Annotated in this window: 10 protein-coding genes; 6 read left to right on the top strand and 4 right to left on the bottom strand. The window is 66.9% G+C overall.

Annotated features, from left to right (window positions below; genetic code table 11):
- Positions 1-167: 167 nt before the first annotated feature.
- Positions 168-698, top strand: a complete 531-nt coding sequence (locus ABE85_RS07395; RefSeq protein ID WP_067272031.1) for a porin family protein — start codon at positions 168-170, stop codon at positions 696-698.
- A 69-nt stretch (positions 699-767) separates the two neighbouring features.
- Positions 768-1,646, top strand: a complete 879-nt coding sequence (locus ABE85_RS07390) for an APH(6)-I family aminoglycoside O-phosphotransferase (RefSeq protein WP_067272027.1) — start codon at positions 768-770, stop codon at positions 1,644-1,646.
- On the opposite strand, the gene ABE85_RS07385 is transcribed toward ABE85_RS07390, so the two are convergent.
- Both ABE85_RS07385 and ABE85_RS07380 read right to left on the bottom strand, forming a co-directional pair.
- The gene (locus ABE85_RS07385) at positions 1,634-3,076 is read right to left on the bottom strand and encodes a peptidase inhibitor family I36 protein (RefSeq protein ID WP_082938409.1); all 1,443 of its coding nucleotides are present in this window, start codon (positions 3,074-3,076) and stop codon (positions 1,634-1,636) included. The genes ABE85_RS07390 and ABE85_RS07385 overlap by 13 nt on opposite strands.
- 209 nt (positions 3,077-3,285) lie before the next feature.
- Positions 3,286-3,918, bottom strand: a complete 633-nt coding sequence (locus ABE85_RS07380) for a mechanosensitive ion channel family protein (RefSeq protein WP_067272022.1) — start codon at positions 3,916-3,918, stop codon at positions 3,286-3,288.
- Positions 3,919-4,101: 183 nt separating this feature from the next.
- Between ABE85_RS07380 and ABE85_RS07375 the strand changes: the two genes are divergently transcribed.
- Together ABE85_RS07375 and ABE85_RS07370 are read left to right on the top strand one after the other, a co-directional pair.
- Positions 4,102-6,252: an RICIN domain-containing protein gene (locus tag ABE85_RS07375; protein ID WP_067272019.1), complete on the top strand. Its 2,151-nt coding sequence runs from the start codon at positions 4,102-4,104 to the stop codon at positions 6,250-6,252.
- A 692-nt stretch (positions 6,253-6,944) separates the two neighbouring features.
- On the top strand, positions 6,945-7,241 hold the full coding sequence (locus ABE85_RS07370; RefSeq protein WP_067272016.1) for a hypothetical protein: 297 nt from the start codon (positions 6,945-6,947) through the stop codon (positions 7,239-7,241).
- A 106-nt stretch (positions 7,242-7,347) separates the two neighbouring features.
- On the opposite strand, the gene ABE85_RS07365 is transcribed toward ABE85_RS07370, so the two are convergent.
- Entirely contained in the window at positions 7,348-7,905 is a 558-nt protein-coding gene (locus ABE85_RS07365) for a DUF4865 family protein (RefSeq protein WP_067272013.1), read from the bottom strand.
- Between the two features lie 181 nt (positions 7,906-8,086).
- On the bottom strand, positions 8,087-8,941 hold the full coding sequence (locus ABE85_RS07360; RefSeq protein WP_067272010.1) for an SDR family oxidoreductase: 855 nt from the start codon (positions 8,939-8,941) through the stop codon (positions 8,087-8,089).
- A gap of 102 nt (positions 8,942-9,043) precedes the next feature.
- Between ABE85_RS07360 and ABE85_RS07355 the strand changes: the two genes are divergently transcribed.
- The gene (locus tag ABE85_RS07355) at positions 9,044-9,973 is read left to right on the top strand and encodes a LysR family transcriptional regulator (protein ID WP_067272006.1); all 930 of its coding nucleotides are present in this window, start codon (positions 9,044-9,046) and stop codon (positions 9,971-9,973) included.
- A gap of 195 nt (positions 9,974-10,168) precedes the next feature.
- Positions 10,169-11,839: a lectin gene (locus tag ABE85_RS07350; protein WP_197507236.1), complete on the top strand. Its 1,671-nt coding sequence runs from the start codon at positions 10,169-10,171 to the stop codon at positions 11,837-11,839.
- Positions 11,840-11,890 lie beyond the last annotated feature (51 nt).

Here is an 11,890-nt window from a genome sequence, read left to right as displayed (position 1 = left end):
ACCTTTGCTCACAGTGTGAAGGTTTGTGTCGCGGTCAACCACGGTCGCCAGGCGGGCGTTTCCTCGAGCGCAGTGACTTCTGCGCGCGCCAATGAATTGGGAGTCATCGCGACCTTCTGACCCGCCTCCGCGAGGCGGGGTTCCCCTCCATTCAAAGAAGTGCTCGAATGACCAAGATTTCCATCCTCACGGCGGCCCTGCTGCTCGCCGCCGGCGCCGGCGCCGCCCAGGCTCAGACCGCTCCCGCGACGAGCGGTCTGTATGGCGACGTGGGCTACACCTTCCTCAACCTCAAGTCCGACGGTCCGACCGTCAAGCCGGGCGCGCTGCGCGGCATCATCGGCTGGGACCTGCACCCCAACGTGGCCATCGAAGCCATGCTGGCCACCGGCTTGAAGGACGACACCGTGGACGGCGTCAAGTTCAAGGTCACGCGCAGCTACGGCCTCTTCGTGACGCCGAAGTACAGCTTCGACCAGTTCGAGGTCTTCGGTCGCGTCGGTTATGCCAACAGCAAGATCAAGGCCTCCGGCTTCGGCCTGAGCAGCTCGAACAGCGACGGCAGCTTCGCCTGGGGCCTGGGCGGCCGCTACAACTTCAGCAAGACCATCTACGGCGGCCTCGACTACATGCAGTACTACAAGAAGGACGGCGATACGGTCGACGGCGTGAACCTGAACGTCGGTTACCGCTTCTGATCATCGAAGCCCCGGCGCGCGACGATAGGCGTCGCGACGTCGGGGCGTTCGTCGCCGGCGCTGACAGCCATGGAACCACTGTCTGAACTTCCGCCCGACGTCGCCCGGTGGCTCGAACGCTGGGCGCTCGTCCCCGACGGGGACCTGCTGACCACGCGATCGAGCTGGGTGCTGCATGTCCGGCACGAAGCGTCGACCGCCATGCTGAAGGTGGCCCGCATCCCCGATGAAGCGGCGGGCTTCCGCCTGCTGAGCTGGTGGGAGGGGCAAGGCGCCGCCCGGGTCTTCGAATCGGCCCAAGGCGTTCTGCTCATCGAGCGGGCGTCGGGCGCCGGAGATCTCGCGCAGATGGCCTGGTCCGGCCAGGACGACGAAGCGTGCAGGATCCTCTGCGACACGGCGGCCCGTCTGCACGCGCCGCGCAGGGGCGCGATGCCCGAGCTTCATCCGCTGGAAGACTGGTTTCGGCCGCTCCTCGAGTTGGCGACCACGAACACGACACTCGCGCCGGCCGCCGAGATCGCAAGCGAACTCCTGGCCACGCCGCGCGAGGTCGTTGCGCTCCACGGCGACCTGCACCACGAGAACGTGCTCGATTTCGGCGAACGCGGATGGCTCGCCATCGACCCGCACGGCCTGCGGGGCGAGCGCACGTTCGACTACGCCAACCTCTTCACCAACCCCGACCTCAGCGATCCGGGCCGACCGCTGGCCACGCTGCCGGGCCGCTTCGAGCGCCGGCTGGAGATCGTTGTCGCGGCTGCAGGGCTCGATCCCCAGCGGCTCCTTCGCTGGATCGTGGCGTGGACGGGGCTGTCCGCGGCTTGGTTCATCGGCGATGGCGACGATGGCGCTCCAGGTGCCGCCATCGACCTCGCCATCAACACGATCGCGCGTGGCCTGCTCGACTCCGGTGGCTCAGGACGCGGCAGGCCTCACGGCGCCTGACTCGCCAGCAGCTGCCGATAGGCGATCTCCTGCAACGCCGTCGTCTGCGCCGCCGTCAGGTTCATCGCCCGCGCCGCCACGCTGTTCGCGCCCAGGCCGCGTGGATCGCGACCGGTCAATCGGGCGAAGGCCATCAACGCTTCCAGATAGCTGCCCGCCGCGCTGGCATGGTGGTTGTCGCCGGACCAGAGGTTGAGCTTGTCGCCGTCGATGCCGTCGTAGGGATTGCGGTCCGCGACGCCCTGCCCGACCGCACGCACGAACGCATCGCCGACCGGGATCATCCCGGCCGTCCCGCGGTTCTGCGTCGCGGCGCCCTTGTAGCCGTTGCTCAACACGGCCGCGGCCTGCTCCAGCGTCTGTCCGTACCAGTGTCCGCCCGGTTGATAGACCTCATCCGGCCGCGGCCAGGTGGCCAGCAGCCACACGTTGGCCTTGGGGTTGGCGTTCACGTTGGCATTCACGTCGACCCCGTGGATGAACTTCTCCAGCAGGCCCGAATAGGTGATGAGGCTGGCCGGATTGCCCGGCGCGGCGGGATCGAGGTTGCTCTGGTCCTGCATGACCACCGCGTCCCAGCGCTGGTTGTCCAGCACCGCCCGCTTGCTCGTGTAGTGGAACTTGAGCGTCTGCGAGCTGACAGCCTCGATGGCCACCTGATAGTTCAGGCCAGCCTCCACCGTCAGCTGCTTGAAGAGCCCCGGCATGCCGCCGTAGCCGGACCCGTTCAGGTCGGTGACGCTGACCGAGTTGTAGTGCAGCACCGGATTGGCATTGCCGTGCGTGAAGCTGTTGCCGATGAACACCACCTGCGGCGCGCCGGTGCCCGTGCTCTCGCGCCTGAACGAGGACGTGCGGTTGTTGAAGCCCGCCATCGCCAGATTGGGCGCGTCGCCCGACAACACGAGCATGCGGCCCGACGCGCCGCCGTTCTCGTAGAGCGAGAGCTTCACGCCGGCCGGCACCTTCACCGAGGACACTCGGTCGGTGAGCACCTGGATCTCGCCGCCGGTCGCGCTGGTGCACTCGCTCTGCCCGCGGAAGTCGTAGTCCTCGTAGAAGCACACCGGCCCAGCCGGTGGCGGCGGCGGCGGCGCCGCTGCGACCTTGAACGACGAGGTCAGGTTGTTGAAGCCCCGAGCGGTGAGATCGGGCACGTCGCCGGCGAGCTCCAGCGTGCTCCCGGAGAAGCCCGGATGCTGGTACAGCGTGACCCGCGTGCCCGCGGGCACGCGCACCGACGAGATGCGATCCGCGACGGCGGCCCCGACCTCACCGCTCGCGGCCGAGGTGCAATGGCTCGCGCCCTGGTAGTTGTAGTGCTCAAAGAAGCAGACGTCCGCGGCGGACGCGCCCAGCGGCAGGAGGATGGCGGCGGCCGTGACCGTTCTTCCGAATGCGGTCATCCGGGATGCGCGACGTTGATGCATGAGGCTCCTCGCAGGGGCGGTTTGATCGAGGGCGCGAGTCTAGGAACGCCTCCGTTTCAATGCCAATACGAAGAACCGTAGCCGCCATATGCAAAACGTCTGGTGCCAGGTGTTGCCCGATGGAAAGCCGACACGGCCCTCGCGACGCCGTCCATCCGGCAACAAGCCTTGCAACTTGCTACGTCCGATGCGGCCCCATCGGACGCTTTTCAGTGCGGCGTCTGCAGCGTCTCCAGCGTCCGCGACGTCAATGGCGACAAGGGGCCATCCGCCGGGATCCCGTTCCATTTCCTCAACGCCCTCTGGAAGAACAGGCTGTTCGGCAGCTGCAGCATGGTCCCGTTCTGCGCGTCGCCGCTTTCCAGCAGCGTCGTGTAGACCAGGTTGATGTCCACCACCCGGCCCTTCACGCCGGGCCGGTCGCCGGCCTCCAGCAGCTCCACGACGTCGCCGATCCGGAACGCATGCGTGATGTAGATCAGTAGCGTGCAGAACAGGTTCGAGAGCACGCTCCAGGCCGCGAAGAAGGCGACCGCGCCCACCGCGGCGAATCCCGTGAACGCCGTCCACAGCACCGAGCCCGAGACGCCCAGGCGCTCCAGCGACCACAGCAGCGCGCCGCCGTAGATCAGCACGCCGATGCTGCGCAGGAACAGCGACGCCACCTTGACGGGGAAACCGTAGCGTGTCGTCAGGCGCCGCGAGATGAGCCGTGCCACGCGCATCAGCAGCCAGGCGCCGACACCGATGACGGCCACCTCGATCAGCGGGACGAAGATGTCCAGCCATTCGGCCAGCCACAGGGGAAGTCGGTCGTGCAGGGATTGGTAAAGCTTGTTCATGGCGCAGCAGATTACACGCCGATCGAGGCGCTACCTCTTCCGGGTGCCTCCCCGTTGCAGCTCATGACAAAGAGAGCAGTCCCGTAGCGTTCGCGCACAACGTTCCGATCCCGTGAAGATGAAGATGCGCAGCTCGCCCGCGGAGCCGCGGGTCCGTCCCTCCACTTCATCACCACGACGTCAATGAACTCCCTTCAGCGCTTCGCTCTCCTGCCTCTGGTCGCGTTGGTCGCCTCGCTGGCAACGACTGGCACCGCCCTCGCCCACAGCAGCTTCCTGAAGGTCGACGGGCGCACCGTCCGGAACCAGAACGGCACCGGCGACGCCGTCTACCTCCGCGGCGTGAACCTCGGCGGCTGGCAGGTGCATGAAGGCTGGATGTCGCCGCTGGGCGGCGCCGGCGACGACTACACGATGCGCAAGACGCTGAGCCAGCGCTTCGGCGACGGCGGCCGCGACGCGCTGATCAACGCCTACCAGGACAGCTACCTGCAGGAGAAGGATTTCAGGATCCTCTCGGACCTCGGCATGAGCGCCGTGCGCCTGCCCATCTACTACCTGAACCACATGAACGAGGACGGGTCGTGGAAGCGCGACGCCGCCGGCCGCATCGATTTCCGCCGCATCGAGTGGACGGTCGCGATGGCGAAGAAGTACCGGATGTACGTCATCCTCGACCTGCACGGCGCGCCGGGCTCGCAGAACGGCGCGGACCACAGCGGCCGCATCGGCGGCTCGGGCCAGCTGTGGAACAACACGACCTACCAGAACCAGACGCTGACCTTCTGGCGCGAGCTGGCCACGCGCTTCCGCAACGAGCCCACGGTCGCCGGCTACGACGTGCTCAACGAGCCTTCGCTCAACTACCCGGCGCCCGCGACGCGGCCGGTGCTCGACATGTACGACCGGATCTACAGGGAGATCCGCGCGGTCGACCCGAACCACATCGTGATCATGGAAGGCATCTGGGACTGGTCCGCGATCACGCGGCCGTCCGACTACGGCTGGACCAACGTCATCTACGAGTTCCACTACTACAACTGGGGCAACGACTCGAACTACCAGTCGCAGGTGAATTTCACCGAGGCCAAGATCAACCAGGAGAAGCAGTACCTCTCGTACAACGTGCCGCACTACGTCGGCGAGTTCATGTACTTCAACCTGCAGAGCAGCTGGGAGTACGGCCTGCGCCGCTACAACGAGGCCGGCTGGCACTGGACGAGCTGGACCTACAAGGGCACCAACATCGGCAACTGGGCGCTCTACAACAGCACCAACGCCGGCGCCAACACGCCCAACGTGAACAGCGACAGCTACGCCACCATCGAGGCCAAGTGGCGCAGCTGGGACGTCGAGAAGAACATGGCGCCCAACACGATGCTGAACAGCGTGTTCAAGGCCGCGCTGACGGGAAAGAACAGCCTGATCCGCAACCTGCCCTTCGAAGGCACCTGGCGCGCGACCACGCGGCTCGAGGCGGAGATGTTCTATGCGCAGAGCGGCGTGAGCTTCGACAGCACCGGCATCGGCAGCTTCGACGCGGGCGACTGGCTGCGCTACATCGACGTGGACTTCGGCAGCGGCGTCGACCGCCTGAAGCTGCGTCTGGCGGTGGATGCGAGCAGCGCCGGCAAACAGATCGAAGTCCGTCTGGACAGCCCGACCGGCGCGCAGATCGGCACAGTCACCGTGCCGAGCACTGGCGGATGGACGAGCTTCCAGGAAGTGACGACGCCGATCCAGCGCAGCACCGGCGTGCGCAATCTCTACCTGGTGGCCAAGGGCGGCACGGGCGTCGCCAACCTCGACTGGCTGCAGTTCGAGGACTCGACGGGCACCAACACGCCGACGCCGCCGACCACGCCCCCGACGACGCCGCCGACGAATCCTCCGGGCTCTGCGGCACCGGTCTCAGGCCAGACCTACGCGCTGATCGCCAAGCACAGCGGCAAGGCGCTCGACGTGCGCGAGCGCTCGACGCAGGACGGCGGATTGCTGCAGCAATGGGCCTACGGCGCGGGCGCCAATCAGAAATGGGTGGCGCAAAGCGCGGGCAACGGCCTGTGGCAGTTGCGCTCGACGTCGAGCAACAAGTGCGTGGACGTCAGCGGCGTCAGCACCGCCAACGGCGCGGCCATCCAGCAATGGACCTGCACGGGCGGCGGCAACCAGCTGTTCCGCCTGGAAGACCAGGGCAACGGCTTCTTCTACCTGCGCGCCTCGCACAGCAACAAGTGCCTGGACGTGACCGACGTGTCGGCAGCGGACGGCGCAGGCGTGCAGCAGTGGGATTGTGCGGGGGACAACGCGCGGTGGAAGTTCCAGGCGCCTTGAACCGCGCAGGCAGCGGCGCGTGGATCAGTTGCCGGAAACTCGATCCGGCACCTGTCTTCAGGAGTTTGGGGCCATTGGAAGGACTTCTCCGCGCCGACTCGAAGGTGCGGCAAAAAGACGTCGGCAACGCTGGCGTCCTTCGATGGATCAGCGTTCGGGTCGTACCCCTTCTTGCTCCGTCATGTAGTAATTCATGAGGTGAGCCATCTGTGTTCCGGTGATCAGGCGCTGCTGTCGCAGCCTTACTAGGAGACGACCAATGTCGTCGAGTTGGACCGTGTCGCCGGCAGCTCGGCTGACGGCTTCGGTCCAGCAGTCAAGACCACTGTCTTCGGATGAGACGCGGTGGCGTCGAGCAAGTGATTCGATGTACTCGCGAACGTTCCGGTGAGGGGAACCAATAGGGAGATCCGGCAATGCAAAGAATTTCGGCATGACTGTCTGCGCGGAGAACTTGACACGGAAGGTTCGAGGAAGGATCTGCAACCAGTCGCCGAGATGAAGATTTTTCGTTTGAAAACAAGACGTTGGTAGATGACAGTTTGACGTTTCCACCGGCGGGACTGGAGGCGAAATCTCGAATCCCGATGGAGGAGCAATGCACCCTGGGATCGCCGATTGCTAGAACACCTTGCTCGCAGGCCGGCGACCTCGTCGCCGTTCACGTTGTTTTAACGACAAGGAGATTCCTTATGAAGCGTTCCCTGCTCATCGCCGCCACGGCGACCGTTCTGTCCCTGGGCGTCGCCACCGGCTCGGCCATGGCACAAGCCGCCTCCAGCCCGACCTCCGGCACTGTTGATCAGGCCAAGGCCCTGAAGAAGCAAGCCGACGCCGACTACAAGGCCGCCAAGAAGGCGTGCAACGCCATGAAGGGCGATGCCGAGAAGCAATGCGAAAAGGACGCCAAGGCGACACACGAAAAGGCCGAGGCGGATGCCAAGGCCATGAAGGAGAAGGCTGAGGCCGACAAGAAGGCGATGAAGTAAGCAGCCTCGCCTGCCGCCGCATCACAGCGCGGCAGGCGTCTCCGTTTTGGCTTTCAAACTCGCGGCGGGATCGTTCCCGTCGCGAGTTCGTGCGTCTGCCACCCGTTCAGCGCTTCGTCGGACGCGAGAAGTACGGCACCTCGTACACGCGCCCCCACGACGCCTCCGGCGTCGCGCTCCAGAACACCGTCAATGCATGTCGCCAGGTCGACGCGTCCAGCGCGGCGATGGCAGTGTGGAAGCCAGGGTGCCCGGTGAGTTCCCGCACCCGCGCCGCAGCCCTGGACGCAAGCTCGCCGATGTTCTGCACATCGCCGATAGCGACGATCTCCTGGGTCGCGTAAAGCGGCGTCGTCGCGGCCGCATCTTCCGCCTGATGGTGAGCAAGCGGGAGCCATTGGTCGACGATGGGCCGGCCGTACTTGTCGACCAGCGCCTGGAATGCCGCCGAGGCCAGGAAGGACTGCATGCCCTCGACGTCCTCCCACACGTAGAACGGTGAGTAGCGCGCGGGCGCCAGCGCCGTGTGTCCGCTCACGAGAAAGCCCTTGTAGCGCAGTCCCGGCAGCTCGTCGAAGCGAGGCCCGATCTCGACGGCGCGTCGGCGGACGGCGTCGATGTCGAAGGTCTCGGGGAAATCGAAGCCGTATTGCATGGAGAACATGGCCGCTCCGCATCGTCGGTGAACAGAGGTCACAGTCTGATTCCGCGCGCATCGCGGGACAACGTGCCGGGCGGCAAAGCACCGTTGCGGACAGCGCAAGGCAGCGCGCGCCTTCAGCCGCCCACACGCCGCTGTGAGACGGGTGGCCGGTCATCCGACGACCATCGCCACACGCGGATGATCAACCGCGCAGGGCAGTTGCGACGGCGTCTGCCAGCGATGTCGTTGGCCGCCCCAGCAGGCGCGACAGGTCCCGCGACGCGTCATCCAGTTCGCCGTGCCCCGACTTCACGCTGGCGTCGACCACGACGTCGACGATCATCTGCGGCAGCCCCCAGCTCAGCAGCGCCGCGGCGAAGTCCGTGGGCGCGAGGTCCCGGTAGACCACGGGCCGGCCAGCCTGCCTGGACACTTCCTCGGCGAACCCGGTCATCGAGAAGCTCTGGTCGCCGACCAGTTCGTAAGTCTTGCCTGCATGGCCCGGTTGGGTGAGCACCTCGACCGCGGCCCCGGCATAGTCTTCACGCGAGGCCGAGGCCAGCCTCCCCTGCCCCGAACTGCCGATGATGGCGCCGTGCGTCACGGCATCGGCCAGGCCGGCCGTGGTGTTCTCGAAGTACCAGCCGTTGCGCAGCAGGACATGGGCCAGGCCCGAGCGCTTCAGATACTCCTCGGTCTGGTGGTGTTCCCGCGCCAGTGACAGCGTGCTGCTGTCCGCGCGCAGCATGCTCGTGTAGGCGACCAGCTGGACGCCCGTGTCCTTCGCCGCGTCGATGACGGCCTGGTGCTGCCTCAGGCGCTGCCCCGGCACGACGGCCGATACGAGCAGCAGCTTCTCCACGCCTTCGAACGCCGCACGCAGGGTGTCGGGGCGGTCGTAGTCGCCCACGCGCAACTGCACGCCCAGCTCGCGCAGCTCGTCGGCCTTCTCCAGGTCGCGCACGACGGCGACGATCTCGTTGGCCGGCAGTTTTTTCAGCAGCTGTCGCACGGCCAGGCCGCCGAGGTGTCCAGCGGCTCCAGTGATGGCAATCATGTCGATCCTTCTCGGTTGATCCAAGCCGTCACTCTAGTCATCGGTCCGTTGGCTGAATAATGTTGAAGGTCGATGACCGTTATCGAAGGATTGGATAACACGATGGAAGTCCGCCAGCTGGATCTGTTCCTCCGCGTCGCGGAGTTGGGAAGCATCAACCGCGCCGCCCAGACACTGCAGCTGTCGCAGCCAGCCCTGTCGCGTCAGATCGCCCTGCTGGAGCGGGACATGGGCGTGCTGCTCTTCAGCCGGTCACAGGGCGGCGTGCTGCTGACCGAGGCCGGCCGCCTGCTCTCGGACCGGGCCCGCCCGCTGCTCAGGCAGTTCAACCTGCTGAAGCAGCAGGTCGGGGAGCAGGCTGCCGGACAGCTCGCCATCGGCATGCCGCCGGCCTGGCGGCAGATCGTGTCGTGCCCCTTCATCGAGGCCATCGCCGCGCAGCTGCCGGGCGTCAAGCTGCGCGTCTGCGAGGGGCTCAGCGACGAGTTGCAGGACGACATGGCCGCGGGCCTGCTGGACCTCGGCATCGTGCCCTTCAGCGCGACGCCGGCGCACAAGCACACGCAGACCGCCCTGTTGCGCGAACCCATCGTCGTCGTGGGCCTCGCCTCCGACCTGATGACGCCGGACAGGCCGGTGCCGCTCGCGGACCTGGACGGCAGGAACCTGGTGCTCCCCGAGCGGCCGAACGTCCTGCGCGTCCAGCTCGAGCAGGCGATGGCCCGTCGCAGCCTCGACTGCCGCGTCGCCGTGGAGACCGACTCGGTCGACATCTGCCTCGACATGGCCCGGCGGGGTCTGGCCCTCAGCGTCGTGCCGGCCTCCGCGCTGCCCGGCATCGTCGATGACCCGTCGTTCAGCTGGGCGCCGCTGCGGGCCCAGCAGGTCACCTGGGCGCTCTGGGAGAACCAGGCCCGCGCCCACTCGGCAGCGGTCGTCGAAGGCCGGCGGCTGCTCCTGCGCCACATCGGCGGCCTGATCAAGCGCAAGCAGTGGTGGAAGGCCGAGCTGCTGGTCGACTTGAAGGCGTGATCAGTGCCAGGTGTTGCTGCGTATCCGGTGCCGGGCACGAAACGGTACCCACCTCCGAAGAGGTAGAGTTCCACGCAAGCCTCGTTGCGTGTCTGCAAGCATTGCAACGCCGTCCCCTCGTTGGCGCCGCAACGACGCACCTCGACACAGGCCCCGCCAGGCGCTCCCTACAGTGGCGCCACTTCGACGCCGGTCATGGCGTCCCTGCTGGAGACCGCCTTGACCTTGTCCCGTCGTACCTTCCTGGGCACCGCCGCCGCCGGCGTCGCTGCCTCCACGCTGCCGCTGTCAGGCGCCATCGCCGCCAGTCCGGTCGGCGACGTCGTCGGCAAGATCACCGTGGGCTACCAGGGCTGGTTCGCCTGCGCCGGCGACAGCGCCCCGATCAACGGCTGGTGGCACTGGGCGCAGGACTGGGGCCGCACGCCCTCCCCGACCAACCGCGCCATCGTCTCGTGGCCCGACATGCGCGAGTACGCGTCGGGTTACACAACCGCCTTCGCCAGACTGGGCAACGGCGGGCCTGCCACGCTGTTCTCGTCCTACGACCAGGCCACCGTCGACACGCACTTCCGCTGGATGCAGCAGAACGGCTGCGACACCGCCGCGCTGCAGCGCTTCAACCCCAACGGGGGCGAGGGCGCGACCCGCGACGCGATGGCCTTGAAGGTGCGCAGCGCCGCCGAGTCCTACGGCCGCAAGTTCTACGTCATGTACGACGTGAGCGGCTGGCGCAACATGCAGCCCGAGATCAAGGCGGACTGGCTCAACAAGATGGCCGCGCTGGTGGCGTCCTCGGCCTACGCGCGCCAGAACGGCAAGCCGGTCGTGGGCCTCTGGGGCTTCGGCTTCAACGACGACAACCATCCCTGGTCCGCCGCGGCCTGCCTGGACGTCATCAACTGGTTCAAGAGCCAGGGCTGCTACGTGATGGGCGGCGTGCCGACCTACTGGCGCGAAGGCAAGAACGATTCGCGCGCCGGCTACCTCGACGCGTATCACGCGTTCAACATGATCTCGCCGTGGATGGTCGGCCGCATCGGCGACGTCGCCGGGTCCGACTGGTTCTACCAGAACGTCAACCTCGCCGACCAGGCCGACTGCAATGCGCGCGGCATCGACTACCAGCCCTGCGTGCTGCCCGGCGACCTGAGCGTGCGCCAGCGCGCGCACGGCGACTTCATGTGGCGCCAGTTCTACAACATGGTCCGGATCGGCGCGCAGGGGATCTACATCTCGATGTTCGACGAGTTCAACGAGGGCAACCAGATCGCCAAGACCGCCGAGAGCGCGGCCTTCGTGCCCGCGGGCTCGGGCATCCTCGCGCTGGACGAGGACGGCACGGCCTGCTCGTCCGACTACTACCTGCGCCTGACCAACGACGGCGGCCGCATGCTGAAGGGCCAGCTGCCGCTGACGCCGACGCGTCCGACGCAGCCGGTGGTGGGCCCCACGACGCCGACCACGCAAGTCGTGACCCTGCGCGCCCGCGTGAACAACCGCTACGTGACGGCGGAGAACGCCGGCGGGGCGTCGCTGATCGCCAACCGCGACGCCATCGGCGGCTGGGAGCAGTTCGACCTGCTGGACGCCGGCGGCGGCAACATCGCGCTGCGCGCGCATGCCAACGGCAAGCTGGTCTGCGCCGAGAACGGCGGCGGCTCCGCGCTGATTGCCAACCGGACGGCCATCGGCCCGTGGGAGTCGTTCAAGCTGATCCGCAACGCCAACGGCTCGGTGTCGCTGCAGGCGATCGCGAACAACCGCTACGTCACGGCCGAGAACGCCGGCGCGGGCTCGCTCATCGCGAACCGCACGGCGATCGGGGCGTGGGAGCAGTTCGACCTGATCACGGCGGGGCGCTGAACGCCCCGATCCGTCGATCGCCCCCCTCTTTTTCCGTCCCGGCTGCATCCG

Origin of the sequence: Mitsuaria sp. 7 (assembly GCF_001653795.1) — a bacterium.
Classification (GTDB): domain Bacteria; phylum Pseudomonadota; class Gammaproteobacteria; order Burkholderiales; family Burkholderiaceae_C; genus Roseateles.
This window is presented reverse-complemented; position numbering and strand designations above follow the sequence as displayed.

Bases quoted from the DNA above. Each gene is read 5' to 3' on its own strand.
- ABE85_RS07360 (WP_067272010.1), bottom strand. From the start codon at position 8,941: ATGATTGCCATCACTGGAGCCGCTGGACACCTCGGCGGCCTGGCCGTG.
- ABE85_RS07350 (WP_197507236.1), top strand. From the start codon at position 10,169: ATGGCGTCCCTGCTGGAGACCGCCTTGACCTTGTCCCGTCGTACCTTC.
- ABE85_RS07370 (WP_067272016.1), top strand. From the start codon at position 6,945: ATGAAGCGTTCCCTGCTCATCGCCGCCACGGCGACCGTTCTGTCCCTG.
- ABE85_RS07375 (WP_067272019.1), top strand. From the start codon at position 4,102: ATGAACTCCCTTCAGCGCTTCGCTCTCCTGCCTCTGGTCGCGTTGGTC.
- ABE85_RS07355 (WP_067272006.1), top strand. From the start codon at position 9,044: ATGGAAGTCCGCCAGCTGGATCTGTTCCTCCGCGTCGCGGAGTTGGGA.
- ABE85_RS07395 (WP_067272031.1), top strand. From the start codon at position 168: ATGACCAAGATTTCCATCCTCACGGCGGCCCTGCTGCTCGCCGCCGGC.
- ABE85_RS07390 (WP_067272027.1), top strand. From the start codon at position 768: ATGGAACCACTGTCTGAACTTCCGCCCGACGTCGCCCGGTGGCTCGAA.
- ABE85_RS07385 (WP_082938409.1), bottom strand. From the start codon at position 3,076: ATGCATCAACGTCGCGCATCCCGGATGACCGCATTCGGAAGAACGGTC.
- ABE85_RS07365 (WP_067272013.1), bottom strand. From the start codon at position 7,905: ATGTTCTCCATGCAATACGGCTTCGATTTCCCCGAGACCTTCGACATC.
- ABE85_RS07380 (WP_067272022.1), bottom strand. From the start codon at position 3,918: ATGAACAAGCTTTACCAATCCCTGCACGACCGACTTCCCCTGTGGCTG.